The 21,652-nt window shown below is 48.6% G+C and carries 13 protein-coding genes, 1 tRNA gene and 3 rRNA genes; 11 read left to right on the forward strand and 6 right to left on the reverse strand.

Annotated features, from left to right (window positions below):
* The first annotated feature begins 3 nt into the window (after positions 1 to 3).
* The 6 genes from dcuC (at position 4) to ACQ31U_RS06980 (ending at position 8,061) form a co-directional block, all read left to right on the forward strand.
* Positions 4 to 1,380: a C4-dicarboxylate transporter DcuC gene (gene dcuC, locus ACQ31U_RS06955; protein WP_431050615.1), complete on the forward strand. Its 1,377-nt coding sequence runs from the start codon at positions 4 to 6 to the stop codon at positions 1,378 to 1,380.
* Positions 1,381 to 1,771: 391 nt separating this feature from the next.
* A 16S ribosomal RNA gene (locus ACQ31U_RS06960) occupies positions 1,772 to 3,311 on the forward strand.
* A gap of 75 nt (positions 3,312 to 3,386) precedes the next feature.
* A tRNA-Glu gene (locus ACQ31U_RS06965) sits at positions 3,387 to 3,462 on the forward strand.
* Positions 3,463 to 3,768: 306 nt separating this feature from the next.
* Positions 3,769 to 7,220 (forward strand): 23S ribosomal RNA (locus tag ACQ31U_RS06970).
* Positions 7,221 to 7,434: 214 nt separating this feature from the next.
* Positions 7,435 to 7,550, forward strand: a 5S ribosomal RNA gene (gene rrf, locus ACQ31U_RS06975).
* Together the 16S, 23S and 5S rRNA genes with 1 tRNA gene alongside form the textbook arrangement of a ribosomal RNA operon.
* A 241-nt stretch (positions 7,551 to 7,791) precedes the next feature.
* Positions 7,792 to 8,061 (forward strand): hypothetical protein, encoded by a 270-nt coding sequence (locus ACQ31U_RS06980; RefSeq protein ID WP_431050617.1) that lies wholly within the window; start codon positions 7,792 to 7,794, stop codon positions 8,059 to 8,061.
* Between the two features lie 170 nt (positions 8,062 to 8,231).
* Here the strand turns inward: ACQ31U_RS06980 and dld are convergent, their stop codons facing one another.
* The 4 genes from dld to dhaK form a co-directional block, all read right to left on the reverse strand.
* Complete coding sequence (dld, locus tag ACQ31U_RS06985; protein WP_431050619.1) at positions 8,232 to 9,935, reverse strand: D-lactate dehydrogenase; 1,704 nt, start codon at positions 9,933 to 9,935, stop codon at positions 8,232 to 8,234.
* Positions 9,936 to 10,024: 89 nt separating this feature from the next.
* Positions 10,025 to 10,432: a dihydroxyacetone kinase phosphoryl donor subunit DhaM gene (dhaM, locus tag ACQ31U_RS06990; RefSeq protein WP_431050621.1), complete on the reverse strand. Its 408-nt coding sequence runs from the start codon at positions 10,430 to 10,432 to the stop codon at positions 10,025 to 10,027.
* Positions 10,432 to 11,067, reverse strand: coding sequence for a dihydroxyacetone kinase subunit DhaL (gene dhaL, locus ACQ31U_RS06995; RefSeq protein WP_431050623.1), 636 nt, complete (start codon positions 11,065 to 11,067; stop codon positions 10,432 to 10,434). The genes dhaM and dhaL overlap by 1 nt, the downstream gene beginning before the upstream one ends.
* A 13-nt stretch (positions 11,068 to 11,080) precedes the next feature.
* Entirely contained in the window at positions 11,081 to 12,151 is a 1,071-nt protein-coding gene (gene dhaK, locus ACQ31U_RS07000) for a dihydroxyacetone kinase subunit DhaK (protein WP_431050625.1), read from the reverse strand.
* Positions 12,152 to 12,563: 412 nt separating this feature from the next.
* Between dhaK and ilvG the strand changes: the two genes are divergently transcribed.
* From ilvG to ACQ31U_RS07025, 5 genes are all read left to right on the forward strand, one after another.
* Positions 12,564 to 14,231, forward strand: coding sequence for an acetolactate synthase 2 catalytic subunit (gene ilvG / locus ACQ31U_RS07005; protein ID WP_431050627.1), 1,668 nt, complete (start codon positions 12,564 to 12,566; stop codon positions 14,229 to 14,231).
* Positions 14,232 to 14,267: 36 nt separating this feature from the next.
* Entirely contained in the window at positions 14,268 to 14,492 is a 225-nt protein-coding gene (gene ilvM / locus ACQ31U_RS07010; protein WP_431050629.1) for an acetolactate synthase 2 small subunit, read from the forward strand.
* Between the two features lie 180 nt (positions 14,493 to 14,672).
* Entirely contained in the window at positions 14,673 to 16,514 is a 1,842-nt protein-coding gene (gene ilvD / locus ACQ31U_RS07015) for a dihydroxy-acid dehydratase (RefSeq protein ID WP_431050631.1), read from the forward strand.
* A 12-nt stretch (positions 16,515 to 16,526) separates the two neighbouring features.
* A complete protein-coding gene (gene ilvA / locus ACQ31U_RS07020; protein WP_431050633.1) occupies positions 16,527 to 18,059 on the forward strand; it encodes a threonine ammonia-lyase, biosynthetic in 1,533 nt (510 codons plus the stop codon).
* Between the two features lie 194 nt (positions 18,060 to 18,253).
* The gene (locus ACQ31U_RS07025) at positions 18,254 to 20,263 is read left to right on the forward strand and encodes a BCCT family transporter (protein ID WP_431054300.1); all 2,010 of its coding nucleotides are present in this window, start codon (positions 18,254 to 18,256) and stop codon (positions 20,261 to 20,263) included.
* An 80-nt stretch (positions 20,264 to 20,343) separates the two neighbouring features.
* Here ACQ31U_RS07025 and ACQ31U_RS07030 read toward each other — a convergent pair whose 3' ends face one another.
* Positions 20,344 to 21,189, reverse strand: a complete 846-nt coding sequence (locus tag ACQ31U_RS07030) for a DUF1700 domain-containing protein (protein WP_431050635.1) — start codon at positions 21,187 to 21,189, stop codon at positions 20,344 to 20,346.
* A complete protein-coding gene (locus ACQ31U_RS07035) occupies positions 21,186 to 21,521 on the reverse strand; it encodes a PadR family transcriptional regulator (RefSeq protein WP_431050637.1) in 336 nt (111 codons plus the stop codon). The genes ACQ31U_RS07030 and ACQ31U_RS07035 overlap by 4 nt, the downstream gene beginning before the upstream one ends.
* Between the last annotated feature and the right edge of the window lie 131 nt (positions 21,522 to 21,652).

The raw sequence follows: 21,652 nt of genomic DNA on the forward strand, positions 1-21,652 counted from the left end.
ATTATGTTTGGTTTAATCCTTGCACTTATTGTGACGGTCGGGGTTGGTTATCTCATTGTCAAAAAATACAAAGCACAAGTTGTCTTAATGTGCGGTGGGATAATTCTCATGTGCTTTGCGATTTTATTCGGTTTGGGAGAAATTTTACCCGCAGATAAATCAACCGGTTGGGTCGGTTTTGATATCTTTGAATTCATCAAAACGGTTTTTAGTTCCAGGGCGGCCGATTTGGGCTTGATGATTATGGCGGTTGGTGGCTTTGCGCGGTATATGGATCATATCGGAGCGAGTAAAACCCTAGTTAATGCAGCGATAAAACCCTTAAAAAAAATTAAAGCCCCTTATGTGATGTTAGGATTTGCTTATATCATTGGGCAATTACTCAATATTTTTATTCCAAGTGCTTCAGGATTGGGATTATTGTTAATGATTACATTATTTCCAATCTTAGTCAGTTTAGGAGTGAGTAGGGAAGGTGCTACGGCGGTGATTGGTACAACGGCATGTCTTGATTTGGGACCAGCTTCGGGTAATGCAGTCTTAGCCTCCAAAACAGCGGGAGTGGATATCGCGGCTTATTTTGTCAATTATCAAATTCCGGTTGCGGTGATAACGATGTTAGTGATTGCCGGCGCGCATATTTTTATGCAGAAATGGTTTGATAAACGTCAGTCAGCGGTAGGGGACGCATCCGAACAAAAAGAGGTTACTGAGAAGAATGTAACAATGGATGACATTCCACCATTTGTGTATATTCTTTTACCCCTATTACCGCTCTTTTTAATTTTAACATTTAGCAAATTAGTCTTTGCTGGGATAAAAATGAATGTAGTAACGGCAATGTTGATCAGTTTGTTTACGGCGATGTTTTTTGAATTAATCAGAAAGCGGGACATGAAAACGGTATTTGCGAATGTTCAGGTGTTTTTTGACGGAATGGGTAAGCAATTTGCGGTTGTGATCACATTGATTGTCGCAGGGGAAACTTTCGCTAAGGGCTTAACTGCGGTTGGAGCTATTGATACTATTATTTCAGGCGCACAAAATTCGGGCTTTGGCGTATTTACAATGACGGCAGTGATGGTGGGGATTATCGCCCTTTCAGCAGTGGTAATGGGATCGGGGAATGCCCCATTTTTTGCGTTTGCTGCATTAGCGCCTAAAGTGGCTTCTTCAATCGGTGTGCCTTCGGTGTTGATGTTACTCCCAATGCAATTGGTTGCTGGTATTGCCCGTAGCGTATCGCCGATTACTGCGGTTATTGTGGCTGTGTCTGGCGTGGCTAATGTATCGCCGTTCGATATCATTAAAAGAACGGCAGTGCCGATGGTATTGGCTTTACTGACGGTTTTATTTGGTACCTTTATCCTATTTCATTAATCATTGTATATTGACGGTTACACAACCCATGAACGGGCTGCGGTTAGGCTTGGTAATATTTTCAAATACGCAGAATTTTTTTGAATATAATCATGCTTAGTATAAAAAAAGAACAATCAAAAGATAAATTGCAAAAAAGTGAGAAAAAGCCCTTGCAAAGCATTATGGAATGTCTATAATGCGCACCTCACAACGACGCAGCTGTTTGAAGCTGACGATTGTGACTGTTCTTTAACAATATATCAGACAATCTGTGTGGGCACTTGTGCAAGGCATTGGTAATTTAAAGATTTAAAAAACTAAAGTCTTAATGAGTGCTGATAGTAAATTCATAATTGAAACTTTTGTGGTTTCAACATTATAGTCAGAGATTCGTTGAGCGATTGAACTTGAATTGAAGAGTTTGATCATGGCTCAGATTGAACGCTGGCGGCAGGCTTAACACATGCAAGTCGAGCGGTAACGGGGGAGAGCTTGCTCTCTTGCCGACGAGCGGCGGACGGGTGAGTAATGCTTGGGAATCTGGCTTATGGAGGGGGATAACTACGGGAAACTGTAGCTAATACCGCGTAATGTCTTAGGACTAAAGGGTGGGACTTTCGAGCCGCCCGCCATAAGATGAGCCCAAGTGAGATTAGGTAGTTGGTGAGGTAAAGGCTCACCAAGCCGTCGATCTCTAACTGGTCTGAGAGGATGACCAGTCACACTGGGACTGAGACACGGCCCAGACTCCTACGGGAGGCAGCAGTGGGGAATATTGCGCAATGGGGGGAACCCTGACGCAGCCATGCCGCGTGAATGAAGAAGGCCTTCGGGTTGTAAAGTTCTTTCGGTGATGAGGAAGGTGTTTTGTTTAATAGACAGAGCAATTGACGTTAGTCACAGAAGAAGCACCGGCTAACTCCGTGCCAGCAGCCGCGGTAATACGGAGGGTGCGAGCGTTAATCGGAATAACTGGGCGTAAAGGGCACGCAGGCGGATAGATAAGTGAGATGTGAAATCCCCGAGCTTAACTTGGGAACAGCATTTCATACTGTTTATCTAGAGTTTTGTAGAGAGGGGTAGAATTCCACGTGTAGCGGTGAAATGCGTAGAGATGTGGAGGAATACCGGAGGCGAAGGCGGCCCCTTGGACAAAGACTGACGCTCATGTGCGAAAGCGTGGGGAGCAAACAGGATTAGATACCCTGGTAGTCCACGCTGTAAACGATGTCGATTTGGGGGTTGCCTGTATGGGTGGCTCTCGAAGCTAACGCGTTAAATCGACCGCCTGGGGAGTACGGCCGCAAGGTTAAAACTCAAATGAATTGACGGGGGCCCGCACAAGCGGTGGAGCATGTGGTTTAATTCGATGCAACGCGAAGAACCTTACCTACTCTTGACATCCTAAGAAGAGCTCAGAGATGAGCTTGTGCCTTCGGGAACTTAGAGACAGGTGCTGCATGGCTGTCGTCAGCTCGTGTTGTGAAATGTTGGGTTAAGTCCCGCAACGAGCGCAACCCTTATCCTTTGTTGCCAGCATGTAAAGATGGGAACTCAAAGGAGACTGCCGGTGACAAACCGGAGGAAGGTGGGGATGACGTCAAGTCATCATGGCCCTTACGAGTAGGGCTACACACGTGCTACAATGGCGTATACAGAGGGAGGCGAGAGTGCGAGCTTAAGCGAATCTCTTAAAGTGCGTCGTAGTCCGGATTGGAGTCTGCAACTCGACTCCATGAAGTCGGAATCGCTAGTAATCGCAAATCAGAATGTTGCGGTGAATACGTTCCCGGGCCTTGTACACACCGCCCGTCACACCATGGGAGTGGGTTGTACCAGAAGTAGATAGCTTAACCGGAAGGGGGGCGTTTACCACGGTATGATTCATGACTGGGGTGAAGTCGTAACAAGGTAACCGTAGGGGAACCTGCGGTTGGATCACCTCCTTATATATGACTGATGATTTTGTATAGGTGTTCACACAGATTGTTTGATAGATTTGAGAATAACGTGTTATGGTCGCGGTCCCCATCGTCTAGAGGCCTAGGACATCGCCCTTTCACGGCGGTAACCGGGGTTCGAATCCCCGTGGGGACGCCATAACACGATATTTTTGAATCGTATCGGTGAAAACCGATTTGTTCTTTAAAAATTTGGACACAAGCTAAAAACTGAAGAGAACTCAAGCGTTCGAGAGGACGTAAGAGCTGAGTATTCGAAAATCGAGCAATCGAGAATCGAATTGGGCTTGTTTGGTGAGAAAAGGCACTGAGCAGGTCAGCGTAGGGAAACTTACGCACGAGTCAATGGAAGACGGCTTTGGGAATGGAAAGCGGACTGAACGAAACGGGCACGAAAGTGGTTAGTTGAAATGAAAGTGCGGTCTGAAAATTCTTGAGGTTGTATGGTTAAGTGACTAAGCGTGCAGGGTGGATGCCTAGGCAGTCAGAGGCGAAGAAGGACGTGCTAATCTGCGAAAAGCGTGGAGGAGTTGATAAGAAGCGTTAATACTCCACGATATCCGAATGGGGAAACCCAGTAGATGAAGAATCTACTATTGTTAACTGAATCCATAGGTTAACAAGGCGAACCGGGAGAACTGAAACATCTCAGTACCCCGAGGAAAAGAAATCAATTGAGATTCCGTAAGTAGCGGCGAGCGAACACGGAGAAGCCGTTAGTGATAGTAAGTGAGTTAGGAGAATGAGTTGGGAAGCTCAATCGCAGAGGGTGATAATCCCGTATCCGAAGGCACAGTTACGGTACTAAGCTAACAGCAAGTAGGGCGGGACACGAGAAATCCTGTTTGAAGATGGGGGGACCATCCTCCAAGGCTAAATACTCCTGACTGACCGATAGTGAACCAGTACCGTGAGGGAAAGGCGAAAAGAACCCTGGTGAAGGGAGTGAAATAGAACCTGAAACCCTGTACGTACAAGCAGTGGGAGCCCTATCACTCAAGTGTATTGAGAGTGGTATAGAAAACGTTGAAATGCGGTTAACGTTTTGCGAAGCAAAACGGTCAACCCCAAAATCAATCAGGAAACTGATGATTAATCGGCGTGTGAAAGGGGCGTTTTACGAAGTAAAACGGCAATCCGAAAGCAGTATGCTTGAGGATAGGGTGACTGCGTACCTTTTGTATAATGGGTCAGCGACTTATATTGTGTAGCGAGGTTAACCGAATAGGGGAGCCGAAGGGAAACCGAGTCTTAACTGGGCGAAGAGTTGCACGATATAGACCCGAAACCCGGTGATCTAGCCATGGGCAGGTTGAAGGTTGGGTAACACTAACTGGAGGACCGAACCGACTACTGTTGAAAAAGTAGCGGATGACTTGTGGCTGGGGGTGAAAGGCCAATCAAACCGGGAGATAGCTGGTTCTCCCCGAAATCTATTTAGGTAGAGCCTTAGATGAATACCTTCGGGGGTAGAGCACTGTTTCGGCTAGGGGGTCATCCCGACTTACCAACCCGATGCAAACTGCGAATACCGAAGAGTACTATCTAGGAGACACACGGCGGGTGCTAACGTTCGTCGTGAAGAGGGAAACAACCCAGACCGCCAGCTAAGGTCCCAAAGTCTATGTTAAGTGGGAAACGAAGTGGGAAGGCTTAGACAGCTAGGATGTTGGCTTAGAAGCAGCCATCATTTAAAGAAAGCGTAATAGCTCACTAGTCGAGTCGGCCTGCGCGGAAGATGTAACGGGGCTAAAACATAGCACCGAAGCTGCGGCATTCAGATGACAGATTTCAGATGTCAGGAGACAGTATGGCAATCAAGTTTGAAGATTTGAAGGTGTTTCAACGCGCTTATAAAGTGTCGTTGGAAATTCATCAAGCGAGCTTGGATTTTCCTAAGATAGAGCAATATGCGTTAGGAGACCAAGTTAGACGGGCAAGCAAAAGCATTTGTGCAAATTTAGCCGAAGGTTTTGCAAGGCAACGTACTAAAGCGGATTTAAATCGATTTCTTAGCATGGCAATAGGCAGTGCTGATGAAATGCGAGTTTGGTTAAGATACTGTTATGACTTGAAATATGCAGATGGACAAGATTGGCAAAGATGGCGTAATGAATACGAAGAAATTGCGAAGATGTTACAAGGTTTTGGTAAAACACCGAAACCTGACGTCTGAAGTCTGTCATCTGATTGGGTAGGGGAGCGTTGTGTAAGCGGAAGAAGGTGGCTCGAGAGGGCTGCTGGACGTATCACAAGTGCGAATGCTGACATAAGTAACGATAAAGGGGGTGAAAAACCCCCTCGCCGGAAGACCAAGGGTTCCTGTCCAACGTTAATCGGGGCAGGGTGAGTCGGCCCCTAAGGCGAGGCTGAAGAGCGTAGTCGATGGGAAACGGGTTAATATTCCCGTACTTGTGATAAGAGCGATGTGGGGACGGAGCAGGTTAGGTTATCCGGGTGACGGAAGTCCCGGTCCAAGCGTGTAGGATGGATGATTAGGCAAATCCGGTCATCTAAATCAGAGGCGTGACGGGGAGACTCCACGGAGTCGAAGTAACCGATACCACACTTCCAGGAAAAGCCGCTAAGCTTATCTTATCATAAACCGTACTGAAAACCGACACAGGTGGTCAGGTAGAGAATACTCAGGCGCTTGAGAGAACTCGGGTGAAGGAACTAGGCAAAATAGCACCGTAACTTCGGGAGAAGGTGCGCTGACGGTAATTGAAGTCCTTAACGGATAGAGGTGAAGTCAGTCGAAGTGACCAGCTGGCTGCAACTGTTTATTAAAAACACAGCACTCTGCAAACACGAAAGTGGACGTATAGGGTGTGACGCCTGCCCGGTGCTGGAAGGTTAATTGATGATGTGAGAGCATTTGATCGAAGCCCCAGTAAACGGCGGCCGTAACTATAACGGTCCTAAGGTAGCGAAATTCCTTGTCGGGTAAGTTCCGACCTGCACGAATGGCGTAATGATGGCCAGGCTGTCTCCACCCGAGACTCAGTGAAATTGAAATCGCCGTGAAGATGCGGTGTACCCGCGGCTAGACGGAAAGACCCCGTGAACCTTTACTATAGCTTGACACTGAACATTGAATTTTGATGTGTAGGATAGGTGGGAGACAGAGAAGTATTAACGCCAGTTAATATGGAGTCGTTGTTGAAATACCACCCTTTAAGGTTTGATGTTCTAACACAGACTGCGGCACGCGGTCGTGGACAGTGTCTGGTGGGTAGTTTGACTGGGGCGGTCTCCTCCCAAAGCGTAACGGAGGAGTACGAAGGTTTGCTAATCACGGTCGGACATCGTGAGGTTAGTACAATGGTATAAGCAAGCTTGACTGCGAGACGGACATGTCGAGCAGGTGCGAAAGCAGGTCATAGTGATCCGGTGGTTCTGAATGGAAGGGCCATCGCTCAACGGATAAAAGGTACTCCGGGGATAACAGGCTGATACCGCCCAAGAGTTCATATCGACGGCGGTGTTTGGCACCTCGATGTCGGCTCATCACATCCTGGGGCTGAAGTAGGTCCCAAGGGTATGGCTGTTCGCCATTTAAAGTGGTACGCGAGCTGGGTTTAGAACGTCGTGAGACAGTTCGGTCCCTATCTGCCGTGGGCGTTGGAAAATTGAAAGGGGCTGCTCCTAGTACGAGAGGACCGGAGTGGACGCACCGCTGGTGTTCCCGTTGTTTCGCCAGAAGCATTGCGGGGTAGCTATGTGCGGAAGAGATAAGTGCTGAAAGCATCTAAGCACGAAACTTGCCTTGAGATGAGTTTTCCCAGTCTATAAGACTGTAAGGGTTGTTTAAGACGAAGACGTAGATAGGCGGGGTGTGTAAGTGTAGTGATACATTGAGCTAACCCGTACTAATTGCCCGAGAGGCTTAACCATACAACGCTCAAGGGTTTTACCCAAAAGCCGAGAGAAAGTTGTAAGAAAAGACAAGAGACGAAAGAGCGAAGTAAGAAGCTCGAGTAGGGCTCGAGGAGTTTGAATCAGATTAGCTTGTGACCGAATAGGAATAACAGCGAAAGAAACGCTGAAAGAATAAAAAATAGAGAACAAAACAAAGTAAGAAGAAGCAAAAACAATCAAGCCGAATTATTCCGGCGGCGATAGTGCGGTAGCACCACCTGATTCCATGCCGAACTCAGAAGTGAAATGCCGTAACGCCGATGGTAGTGTGGGGTCTCCCCATGTGAGAGTAGGACACCGCCGGATATTATTGAATAGAGAGAACAAAAGCCCTTTGCAGTCATGCGAAGGGTTTTTTGCGTTTATCTGATCATAAATCGTGATCCCGCCCTCAGTTTTAACCGATTGAATGCGATAGAATCTAACGATAACAATCAATTAAAAAATGGGTAACATGACAGGTATTACATATATTCCGGCGCAGGATATTAATTCCAACAGCATCGATACTTTAATTGGTTTAGGCAAAGATTTTTAGATCACCAATGTGCAAAATATCAGCCAAATGCACAATTTAATCGTGCGTGATTTGCGTCAAAAAAATCTAAGATACACCTTGAATACCGACAACGTTGAACCGCTGGTTTGCGATCCTTTTACTATGGGGCATACACAAGGCGGCAGTGCATTTTTCTCCACGCTGTTTTATTTCCTCTGGTTGAAAATTCATAATTTGCTGAACGCTAAGCGTGCGAATGTTGCGATTAATGTCGAGAGTTATCAACAACAAATATTGCTGCGTTTTCCTTTTTCATAGCGCAGCAATTTTCAGAGTACGCAAGTTAGTTAAACACCAATTTCCCGATACAACCTGCGGCAAGCTATGCCGTCGTCTTTGCTCAACCTTTTTGTCTATTATGCCACCTAAAACTGAAACGATTAATCTTAAAATGAAAACCTAAGTGCGGTCTAAACCGTGCCTTCCATTTACTGCCAATTTTTCAATTTAGAAGTTTTGCCGATTCCGGGATTAAAACTGTTGGTCGGATCTAACTGGCGATAGAATTTTTTTAACGCTGGTTTAGCATGATACAAATGCCCGACATTGTGTTCCGCCGGATATTGTGCGCCACGTTGATCGAGCAATTCCAGCATTTCCTCTTCCAATGCGATCGGATCGCTGCCTTTTTTCGCGATGTAATCTTGGTGAAAAACATGGCACATAAAATGTCCGTAGTACAGTTTATGGATAAACTGGCGGTTTAATTTTTCCGGCAACACTTCAAACCAATCATGATCATTGCGCCGTAAAGCAATATCGAGGGCGACAATGTCTTCCACCTCTTGCTGATGAATAATCCGATAGCGCACGGCGGCGCCGGCAACGGCGAAACGGTGCAACATTGCGGCTTGCGCTTCTTCCGCATTACAGGCGAAAAAACTGCCGCTGTGTTCGGCAAAATAGGCTTGCAAGAAATCATGGGCTTCGGCAATGCCGTCACCCGCCATTTTCAGAATCAGGTGATGTTCATATTGATCACGATATTCGCGCATTTTTTTCGGCAAATGTTGCGGCAGCAATTTGCTAAATAACTGCAGACTTTTATCGGCAATATGCTTCGGTAAAAACCGCACTTTGCTACACAAGCGATCGACTTTATTTTTTAGGCTGAACAGCTTCGGCAAGTTATTCGTGCCTAACTTTTTAATTGCCCAGAAAGTGTCTTTGCCGTAAATCGTGGCAACATCAAAGGCTTCACGATGAATATATTCACCGGATACCGGCAGGGATTGGAATTGGCTGAGAATATGACGGCGAATATCATTTAATTCGGCGGTGCTGTTGCTGCCGATATAAAACACTTGGGTCTGTTTTTCCAACGGGAAAGTATCTAAGCGCACGGCAAACACCATTAATTTCCCGGCGCAACCGGAGGCTTCGTGCAAACGGCGCGGATCGGCGTTAAAGCGCGCGGGGGTATCGGCATCGACTTGGCGCACATGGTGGCAGTAATCGTGATCATGCCCTTGCTCCGAACCGCACTTGATGTCCGTTTCTTGGTAGCGTTTATGTTCAAGCCGCGCGAGCATTTCCTCCGGATCTGTGCCGAGATCAACGCCCAAATGGTTGATTAAATGTAATTCGCCATCTTGATCGAGTCGGGCAAACAGCGCCATTTCGGTATAAGCCGGACCGCGCTGCACCAACGCACCGCCGGAGTTATTACACACGCCGCCGAGCACCGAGGCGCCGATACAAGACGAACCGATCACCGAATGCGCCTCCCGTCCATGTTGAGCCAATAATTCCTCTAATTTGAATAAGGTGCTGCCCGGCAGGCAAATCACCTGTTGCGCTTGATTAATTACGTGAATGTGATCGATACGCAGGGTGTTGATAATCACAATATCGCGGTCATATTCATTGCCGTCGGGGGTTGAACCGCCGGTCAGCCCGGTGTTGGCGGCTTGGGTGATGACAATCACATCGGCTTTCACGCAGGCTTGCAAAATCCGCCATTGCTCGATTAACGACGCAGGAATGACAACCGCCAACGCACTGCCTTTGCCGAAGCGAAAGCCTTGTCGGTAGGGCAAAGTGCGGTTTGGATCGGTCAGCAGATATTTTTCACCGACGATATGGCGGAGTTGTTGAATCAGTGAACGTTGTTTCTGGGTGTAAGATGACATGGTAGGCCCCTTGTTCCAATCAGATAGTGAATAGCAGAGCTAGTCTATCTTGATTCCTTCCGGTGAAACAAGCGGCACAGATCACAGGATTAACTTAATTGTGCTAATTTGGCTTCTAAGGCTAAGCAAGCCTCCTGTTCGACAGCCGCTAACGGATCACCACCGGAGGCGGCAACAACCGCGCCGATTGCCCCTTCTACTAACGGCGCGGCACTGATGGTTACGTTAGCCGCCATTTCCGCTTCAAGCAGTTCAAGTGCGGTTTGCGTGCTTAAAATGGCACTGCCCAAATCGACTAAAACCAACACGCCGTCCGGGCTATATACCCTTTCAATGGCCTGCATAATTTTTACCGCGTCGGTACCAATCGGATTGTGCGGATCGTCAATACCGGCGGCAAGGGCAATTTGACAGTTATCGGCACGCATTTGTAGCGCCAGTTCATACAACCCCTCGGCTAACTTTGCACTATGGGAAACAAAAACCAAATTAACCATTATGCCTCCTGCGTTGCCTGTAGCAGCCCTTGTAATAAATACATGACTGAAGTTGCACCGGGATCTTGGTGTCCGATACTACGCTCGTTTAAGTAGCTGGCGCGTCCTTTTTTCGCTTTCATCGGAATGGTTGCTGCTACCGCACTTTCGGCACAACTCAGCGCCTGTTGCAAGGCTGTGTGCAACGGAAGTTGCTGTTGCACACTGTCAGTCAATGTTTGCAGCACGGGCAGCCAAACATCGCACATGGTTTTATCGCCGGCTTCGGCTCGCCCTCGTGCCACAATGCCATTCACGCCCGCTTGTAAGAGGTGTTGCAGCTGAGCTAGATCGAGTTCGTTTTTGCCGACCGCACTTTGTGCCGCTTTTAAAAAAAACGTGCCAAACAGCGGGCCGCTTGCGCCGCCGACACTGGAAAGCAGCGTCATGCCGGTTGTTTTGAGAATGCCGGAAATGTCTTGTTCCGCAAGTTCCGGCAGTTTTTCCGCGACTTTGGCGAAGCCTCGTTGCATATTTAATCCGTGATCGGCATCGCCGATCGCGGTATCCAACTCAGTGAGGTAATCCCGATGTTGAGTGAATAAGACCGTACAGTTTTGCAACCATTGAAGGATTTGGGGTTGGGTTAACGACATCTTCCTGACCTCACTATGCTTTCCAGCGCAAGCCGGCGGTATTCACCGGTGCGTCCCACAACGACAGTAAATTGTCGTCTACTTTTAACAGGGTGATAGACACGCCTTGCATATCTAATGACGTACAATAAGAACCGACGAGATTGCGTTCAATTTGAATACCGAACCGCTCGCAGCATTGGCTTAAGCGCTGATACACGCCGTACAGTTCTGACAGCGGCACGGCACCTAAATTATTGACCAATGCAATCACTCGATCGCCGCGCTGTAAGGCGGATTTTGTTTCTTGCACCTCTTGCCAGACCGCACTTTCACTCTCCCAGTGGCGAATGGCGCGGCTGAAGTTGCCATTTTCGATTAAGGTTGCAAACATCTGATCAACGGTTTGGTTTAAGTCAACGAACGGACGGCGTTCGATCCCCGGTTCGCCATGAATCCCGACGCCGAATTCCATTTCATTTTCAGCCAGGGTGAAAGAGGGTTTGCCCGCGGCGGGCACGGTGCAAGCGGCAAGCGCCACCCCAATCGAATGCCCCGCATTATTTAATCTCCTGCCCAATTCCGCCAGTTGGGATAACGAGTAGCCCTGTTCGGCAGCGGCGCCGAGAATTTTTTCGATCAACACGGTATTCGCAACGCCGCGTCGCCCGGCGGTATAAAGACTGTCTTTGACGGCTACGTCATCGTCAATTAATACGCTTGCCACTTGGATTCCGCTGTCGTGTAAAATTTCGGCGGCGGTTTCGAAATTCAGCACATCGCCGGTATAATTTTTAATGAGCAATAAGACGCCGTTACCGCTATCGACAGCAGTCGCACACTCGATAATTTGATCCGGTGTCGGTGAGGTGAAGATTTCCCCCGGGCAGGCGCCATCAAGCATACCGACGCCGACAAAACCGGCGTGCATGGGCTCATGACCGCTGCCGCCACCGGAAATTACGGCGACTTTGCCGGCGACAGGGCTGTCGGCACGGCAAACGTATAGCGGGTCGCGGTGTAATTTTAGATTCGGATTCGAGCCAATCAAGCCGGAAATTTGTTCGCTTAAGACGTTTTCAACACTATTTATCCACTTTTTCATGTTTTTTCCTTGTGTTATCGAACATGGATTGGGTTTTACTGTATGCAATTATGCTTGATAAGTCTGTAACCTGGCTCACAAATTTAAAAAAATAGCGTGAAAATCGGTCAAAATAAATGACGCGGAAAATGAAAAAACAGTTTGAAGCGCAAGCAAAATATGGTATTTATGTAAGCACGGACGAAGAAATTTAACACAACTTGGTTTTTATTTGTCAATGATGTTTGTTAGCCACCTTATTATTCGCATTATTCTCAGTGCGGTGATTATTATCACCGACGGCGAGCGGTGCGACTAATTTGCAACAGAACCAGGCTGTAAATCAGTGAAACCCTCGCCAAATGTGGTGGGGGTTTTTTGTTATACGAAAAATAGCACAGTCAATAACAGCAAAGTGCGGTATGAGGGACACATGAACGGAGCGAGATTAGTTACCGAAAGTTTGAAGGCGCATCAGGTCGATGTGATTTTTGGCTATCCCGGCGGGGCGATTATGCCGGTGTATGATGCGATTTACGACTCGGGTTTGGATCATCTGCTCTGTCGCAATGAACAAGGGGCGGCGATGGCGGCGATTGGCTATGCCCGTGCGGGTAAAAAGGTCGGGGTGTGTATCGCCACTTCTGGGCCGGGCGCCACCAATCTGATCACCGGTTTGGCCGACGCATTGTTGGATTCCGTGCCGATTGTGGCGATCACCGGACAGGTGGCAAGCCCGTTTATCGGCACTGACGCGTTTCAGGAAATCGATGTGTTGGGCTTATCCTTAGCCTGTACCAAACAGAGTTTTATCGTGCAAAATATCGACGAACTGCCGCTGATTTTGGCGCAAGCGTTTCATGTGGCACAAAGCGGTCGTCCCGGCCCGGTGTTGGTCGATATTCCAAAAGATGTGCAATTTGCCCCAACTGCCGCGCAACCGATAGTGTTACCGCTGGAGAACGCCCCGGCGCAGCAGGCGCAGAACCTGCAACAAGCCAAAACCTTATTACAACAAGCTAAGCGTCCGGTGTTGTATATCGGCGGCGGCGTCGGCATGGCAAGTGCGGTTCCGGCACTGCGCCGTTTCTTGCAAGCGACCCGAATTCCGTCGGTTTCGACCATTAAAGGCTTGGGCGCAATTGCTGCCGATACCCCGTATTATATGGGCATGGTCGGCATGCACGGCACCAAAGCCGCGAATTATGCGGTGCAGGAAAGTGATTTGTTGGTGGTGTTCGGCGCGCGCTTTGATGATCGCGTCACCGGCAAACTGGACAGTTTTGCCCCGCACGCCAAAGTGATTCACGCCGATATCGATGTGGCGGAAATCAATAAATTACGCCGGGCGGACGTGGTGTTGCGCGGCGATTTATCACAGGCGTTTGATGTGCTGGCAACCGCACTTTCGATCGACGATTGGCAGCAGGATATTCAACGCTTAATCACCGATTTTCCGTTTGTTTATCCGAGTAATGACGGACAAGACAGCATTCACCCGTGGACATTGTTAAACACCTTATCGGCAATGAAGCCGCAAAGTGCGGTGATTACCACTGATGTCGGACAGCACCAAATGTGGTCGGCGCAGCACATGGCACATCATCAGCCGGAAAATTATCTCACTTCCGCCGGTCTCGGCACCATGGGCTTCGGTTTGCCGGCGGCGGTCGGCGCACAAAAAGCCCGTCCGCAGGATTGCGTGATTTTGGTCAGCGGCGACGGTTCGTTTATGATGAACGTGCAGGAGCTGGGCTCAATTAAACGCGGCAAGCTGCCGATTAAAATTTTACTGTTGGATAACCAACGGTTAGGCATGGTGCGCCAGTGGCAATCACTGTTTTTCAAGGGGCGCCACAGCGAAACGATTTTGGACGATAATCCGGATTTCGTGACCTTGGCGGCGGCGTTCGGCATTCAAGGCGAGCGGATCGAACACGGACATCAAGTACAAGCGGCATTACAACGCTTGCTGGACAGCGAAGGGGCGTATTTGTTGCACGTCTGTATCGATGCCGATGAAAACGTCTGGCCGCTGGTGCCGCCGGGCGCAAGCAACGAAGCTATGCTTGATGAAATCAGCGAAGATATTGGCGTTTAAGTGCAAAGTGCGGTTCGAATTAACAAGGGATAACAAATGAAAACATATCAATTAAGCCTACAAGCCCAATGGCGGCCGGAAACCTTAGAGCGCGTGCTGCGCGTGGTGCGCCATCGCGGTTATCGCCTGAATGAATTACATATGACGTCAAGCCGCGAACAAATCAGCTTGAATTTCAGCGTCAGCAGCGAGCGCCCGATTGAGGCGTTGGTCAGCCAGTTAAGCAAGTTGTTTGATGTACAGACGGTTGTGGTTTTATAAAGTAAAAGTGCGGTCGAGCCATTAGTGAGGCAAAGCAGGGGCGGGTGAAATATCCGCCTGCTTACGAAGTGCAATATAAGCGTTAAACGTCAACGGAAAAATACAAAGTGCGGTTCGGGCGGATATCTCATTCGCCCCTACAATCATACAAAATCGAGTGATTAAACAGAGGAAAACAAAATGCCTAAATTACGTTCCGCGACCAGCACCCAAGGTCGCAATATGGCAGGGGCGCGTGCGTTGTGGCGTGCGACCGGAGTGAAAGATCAGGATTTCGGCAAACCGATTATTGCGGTGGTCAATTCCTTTACCCAATTTGTGCCCGGTCATGTGCATTTGAAAGACATGGGGCAATTGGTGGCGCGCGAAATCGAGGCGCACGGCGGCATTGCCAAAGAGTTCAACACCATTGCGGTCGATGACGGCATTGCGATGGGACACGGCGGCATGCTGTATTCGTTGCCGTCGCGCGAGCTGATCGCCGATTCGGTCGAGTATATGGTGAATGCCCATTGTGCCGATGCGATGGTGTGTATTTCCAACTGCGACAAAATCACCCCGGGCATGTTAATGGCGGCATTGCGCCTGAATATTCCGGCGATTTTCGTCTCCGGCGGGCCGATGGAAGCCGGTAAAACCAAATTATCCGATCAGTTGATTAAATTGGATTTGGTCGATGCGATGATTCAAAGTGCCGATCCGAATGTCAGCGACGCCGACAGCGAAGCGATTGAACGTTCCGCCTGCCCGACTTGCGGCTCGTGTTCCGGCATGTTCACCGCCAACTCGATGAACTGCCTGACCGAAGCGCTGGGCTTGAGCTTGCCGGGCAACGGTTCCTGTTTGGCGACCCATGCGGATCGGAAACAGCTGTTCCTGCAAGCCGGGACGCAAATTTTAGAGCTGTGCAAACGCTACTACGAACAAGATGACGACAGCGTATTGCCGCGTTCGATTGCGACCAAAGCGGCATTTGACAACGCCATGAGCCTTGATATTGCCATGGGCGGTTCGACCAACACCGTGTTGCATTTATTGGCGGCGGCGCAGGAAGCGGAAGTGGATTTCAGCATGGATGACATTGACCGCTTATCGCGTATCGTGCCGTGCCTGAGTAAAGTCGCACCGAACACCAATAAATATCACATGGAAGACGTACACCGTGCCGGCGGCGTAATGGGGATTTTGGGCGAGTTAGATCGTGCCGGCTTGCTGAATAACCAAACCCGCACCGTGTTGGGCTACTCTATGTTAGAGCAGTTAGATCGCTACGATATTATCCGCACCGATGATGAAAAAGTGCGGTCATTCTTCCGCGCCGGCCCAGCCGGAATCCGCACCACCCAAGCCTTCTCACAGGATTGCCGTTGGGACAGTGTAGATGACGACCGCACTTCCGGTTGTATCCGCAATAAAGCCAACGCCTACAGTCAAGACGGCGGGCTGGCGATGTTGTCGGGCAATTTGGCGGAAAACGGCTGTATCGTCAAAACCGCAGGCGTGGACGAATCGATCTTGAAATTCCAAGGCAAGGCGAAAGTGTTTGAAAGCCAAGATGACGCAGTTGCCGCAATTTTGGGCGGCAAAATCGTTGCCGGTGATGTGGTGGTGATTCGCTACGAAGGGCCGAAAGGCGGGCCGGGCATGCAAGAAATGTTGTACCCGACCAGTTACCTGAAATCGATGGGCTTGGGCAAAGCCTGTGCGTTGCTGACCGACGGGCGTTTTTCCGGCGGCACATCCGGTTTATCGATCGGGCACGTTTCGCCGGAAGCGGCGAACGGCGGCACAATCGGTTTGGTGCAGGACGGCGATGTGATCTCGATTGATATTCCAAACCGTAAAATCGCATTGTTGGTGGACGACAGCGTATTAAGTGCGCGCCGTGCCGAGCAGGAAAAGTTGGGCTGGAAACCGAAAAACCGCCAACGCCAAGTATCGCTGGCGCTGAAAGCCTATGCGATGTTGGCGACCAGTGCCGATAAAGGCGCGGTGCGTGATCGCAGTAAATTACAGGACTAAGTGAGCGAACTGATGACTATTTCCGCACAACCGAACGGCAATGAATACCTGCGCGCGGTGCTGACCTCGAACATTTATGATGTGGTCGAAGTGACGCCGTTGCAGAAAATGGAAAAATTGTCGCAACGCTTTGACAATAACATTTATATTAAGCGCGAAGACCGCCAGCCGGTGAACAGCTTCAAAATTCGTGGCGCATACGCGATGATCACCGGTCTGAGCGAGGCGCAAAAAGCCGCCGGGGTGATTGCCGCCTCGGCAGGCAACCACGCGCAAGGAGTGGCGTTATCGGCGCAAAAATTGGGCTTGAAGGCACTGATCGTCATGCCGCAAAATACGCCGTCGATCAAAGTCGAGGCGGTGCGCGGTTTCGGCGGCGAAGTGCTGTTGCACGGCGCAAATTTTGACGAAGCCAAAGCCAAGGCGATTGAGCTGTCGCACAGCAAAAACATGACTTTTATTCCGCCGTTCGATCACCCTGCGGTGATCGCCGGACAAGGCTCGTTGGCAATGGAATTGATTCAACAATCGCAACACATCGATCGCATTTTTGTGCCGGTCGGCGGTGGCGGTTTAGCCGCCGGGGTAGCGGTGCTGATCAAACAATTAATGCCGAACGTGAAAGTGATCGGGGTAGAATCGAAAGATTCCGCCTGTTTACAAGCCGCGCTTGCCGCTGGTGAACCGGTTGATTTGGATCGGGTCGGGTTGTTTGCCGACGGGGTGGCGGTGAAACGGATTGGCGACGAAACGTTCCGTGTCTGCCAACAATATTTGGACGAGGTGATCACCGTTGACAGTGATGAAATTTGTGCCGCAGTGAAAGATATTTTTGAAAATGTGCGCGCCATTTCCGAGCCGTCGGGGGCGCTGTCACTTGCCGGGCTGAAAAAATACGTGAAGTTGCATAAAATTCAAGGCGAAACCCTGCTGAATATTTTGTCCGGCGCCAACTTGAATTTCCACAGTCTGCGCTATGTGTCGGAACGTTGCGAAATCGGCGAAAAACACGAAGCCTTGTTGGCGGTGACGATTCCGGAACAAAAAGGCAGTTTCTTGAAATTCTGCCACTTGTTGGGGAATCGTGCGGTCACTGAATTTAGCTACCGTTATGCCGACAACCAGCAAGCCTGTATTTTTGTCGGGGTGCGGGTCACTGGCGGTGAAGCGGAGAAACAGGAGATTATCAGTCAACTGCGGGTTAACGGCTATGATGTGCAAGATCTGTCCGACGATGAGGTGGCGAAAACCCATATCCGCTATATGATCGGCGGCCGCAGCGCCAGTTCGCAGCGCGAGCGGCTCTACAGCTTCGTCTTTCCTGAACAAAAAGGCGCACTGGTCAAATTTCTGCAAACGTTGGGTACGCAATGGAATATTTCCCTGTTCCACTACCGCAACCACGGCGCGGACTACGGCGATATTCTCTGTGCTTTCCAATTGAGCGAAGCCACCGAGCAGGTGTTTAACCACCATTTGCAAGCCTTGGGTTATGCCTATCAGGATATTACCGATTCGGATTCGTATCAGTATTTTCTTAAATAAGATTAATTTCACCACAAAACGAACCTGCTGAATTAAGCAGGTTTTTTATGCTTTTCATATCTGTCATTCTCTTCGTTTATTCCTTTTTATGATTAAAATTTGATTTATTTATTCCAATAAATTATTATAAGTGCGGTTTTTATTCTGATAAGTAAAATTGAAGAATGGTTTTTAATCTTACCTAAGGGGTTAACATTTTGTTTTCTTTATTAAAAAAGCGGTCAACGTTCAGTTTGCCGGTTTTTATTCCAAGTTTTTTATTTGTATTGCTGATTGCCGTCGCCTGTATTGCGTTTCCGCAAGTGATACAACAATGGTTGAATACGGCAAAAAATTATGCGTTTGACTATTTCAGCTGGTTTTACATTCTGTCGGTCAGCTGTTTTATCCTGTTTTTACTGTTGCTGGCGATGAGCAGTTTGGGCGATATTCGCTTGGGCAGTGATGATGAGGAAGCGGAATATCCGTTTTTATCTTGGATTGCCATGTTGTTCGCCGCCGGCATGGGCGTCGGCTTGATGTATTTCGGTGTGGCGGAGCCGTTAATGCATTCAATCGCACCGATTACCGCCGATAATCCGCAAAAAGACGCGATGTTATACACTTTTTATCATTGGGGGGTGCACCCGTGGGCGATTTACGGCACGATTGCATTGGCACTGGCTTACTTCGGTTTCCGTTACCGTATGCCGCTGTCGATCCGCTCGGCGTTCTATCCGTTATTACGCGATAAAATCCACGGCGTGTACGGGCATATTATTGACGCCTTGGCGCTGATCGCCACCCTGTTCGGGATCATCACTACGCTGGGGTACGGCTCGTCACAGCTGAACGCCGGTTTGCAGGCGGTGGGTATTTTGAGCGAAAACAGCTTTTTCAGTAACTCGATGGTGATTATCGTGGTGGTCAGTATTGCGGTGCTGTCGGCGATTTCCGGCGTGGGTAAAGGCGTGCGTCGCCTGAGTGAAATCAATTTGGGATTAGCGTTGACGCTGATGTTATTCGTGCTGTTTAGTGGTTCAACCATTTATCTGCTATCGGTTTTTTCGGAAAATATCGGTTATTACCTGAGTAATTTAGTCGAAATCAGTTTCCGCACGTTTAGTTATGATCCGCAGCACACCGACTGGTTCAGCGGTTGGACGGTGTTGTATTGGGCGTGGTGGTTCTCGTGGGCACCGTTTGTCGGTTTGTTTATCGCCCGAATCTCACGCGGCAGAACCATTCGTGAGTTTATTCTCGGCGTGCTGATTATTCCTTCCACCTTTAATTTGTTGTGGTTTACGATTTTCGGCGACAGCGCTATTTTGCAAGATGCCCGGCATAACGGGGCATTGAGTGCGCTGACCTCGGCGCCGGAAACCCTGCTGTTTGCCTTTTTAGACTATTTCCCGCTGCCGACCTTGAGCGGCTTGCTGGCGCTGTTGATTCTGTCGCTGTTCTTTATTACTTCGGCGGATTCGGGGATCTTTGTATTAAACAATATTGCGTCCAACGGTAAAATCGCCGATATGCCGAAGTGGCAAAGCGTGTTGTGGGGTGTGATTATGATTATCCTCTCAATCGGTTTGCTCAATTCCGGCGGTTTGGGGGCGGTGCAGGCGATGACGCTGGTGGTGGCGTTGCCGTTTGCCGTGATTACGGTGCTGATGTGTTTTAGTTTGCTGCAAGGCTTGCGGGTGGATAAAAATTATTTCAACACCCGTTTGAACCAATCTACCGTATTTTGGAGCGGCAACAAATGGAAAAAACGCTTGGGACAGATTTTGAAACAGACCCAAGAAGCGGATATTCAACAATTTTTAGCGCAAGTGGTCAAACCGGCGTTTAGCCAATTGCGTGACGAATTGGTCAATAAACATCAGCTACAGGTGGAAATCAACGAAACGGATGAACCGCAACGCAGTGTCGAATTGGTGATCCATAAAGGCGTTATGCGTGATTTTATTTACGGGGTGATGATTCAGCGCACCGATACCGCACTTTCGATGCAGGAAGAGCAGAGCGTGCCGAGTATGCAGCATGAACAGGTATTTGAGCCGGTGACCTATTTTGGTGACGGACGGATTGGTTACGATGTGCAATATATGACCACGGAAGAGCTGATCGCCGATGTGTTGAAACAGTATCAGCGTTATTTGGTGCTGCTGAACAGCGAGGCTAATGAACTGATGGTGCAGGCGCCGCTGGAACCAACGGTATAAGCTGTTGGTTCAGCCTCATTTTACTAATATAAAGAAGCGATAAGGTGTTCGCCCTATCGCTTTTTTATTTGTGATGACGCTTAGGGCATAAATTGTTTTCGGGTGGTTTGTGTCCATTGCAAATGTTTTTTCCAAAAACTCAACAGACGATTCATGGCGCGGCGCGTTAACCAAAAACCGAATAATCCGACGAAGGTAGTCAACAACCCTATAAATAGTTGTGACCAGAAACCGGGTTTGCGTATGTCTGAAATATGAATTGATTCGCCTTCATTATTTTGACCGTAAATTTTAGCGATAGAACCATCGGCTTTTTTCTCGATGGTGAATGTTTCCCCGTCCTTCTGGGTATAGATGGTTACTGAGCCATCACTGCCTCGTTCTAATTTGAATGCCTGGTTGTCTTTGCCTTTGATGTCGATATTGGGAGGTTGAGGGCCGATTGATGTGGTGTCAATCAACACTGGACCGATACCGCTCGTGTTCAAATGGTAGGCATTGAGCTGCGGAAAGCCAAAAAGTTGTTGGCTTAGCAAGGCGAGAGTGAAAACGGTGCCGAGCACAGCCAAAATGCCGAAACCAACGCTTAATAGGGTGGTGATGACCATACCAATTAATACAGGCAGGCTAACACCAATATTAACCAGACCCAAACTGGCATTGACCGATAACACATACCATAGGTTTTTAAAGGATTTCTTTTGTTGCCATTGTTCGATGTATTGGTTTGCCAAGAGTTCTTTGGCAATGATGTGCGGATCGCCCAGTCCTGCAATGATATCCGCCTCGGAACGCCCGTTTGCCAAACCTTCGGCAAAGTGACTGCGGTAATCATTGAGTATGTCGTCACATTCGACTGATGAGAGATGTTTTAATTCTTGTTGCAGTTGGGCTAAGAATTCTTTTTGGTTAGTGATTTTAGTCATGATGGATCTCCTGTGTGGCTTGGCGCTTGGTTAAGGAAATGATTCACACTATTGGCAAAATCTTGCCATTGGGATTGCATGGATTGAAGTTCGGTTTTACCTAAATCTGTCAGGCGGTAAAATTTACGCGCAGGTCCTTCGGATGATTCTTGCAAGTAGGTATCGACCCATTGTTGATTTTGCAAACGGCGCATCAGCGGATAAATCGTACCTTCGCTGATGGGTAAGTATTTTCCGAGGGTTTGCACCATATCGTAGGCATAGCTGTCTTGTTGTTTGAGCAGTGCGAGTACGCACATCTCCAATACTCCTTTGCGTAGTTGTGTTTGCATGCTGAACCTTATTTTGAAATACCGATGGTTAAAGCATATAGCAATATACCTTGCAATGCAAGATACTAAAAAATTATTTTGTGTTGAGACAATATCAACATCAACACTATTTACTTTTGCTCAACAGTGAA

The sequence above is a fragment of the Testudinibacter sp. TW-1 genome (assembly GCF_050613185.1).
GTDB lineage: Bacteria > Pseudomonadota > Gammaproteobacteria > Enterobacterales > Pasteurellaceae > Chelonobacter.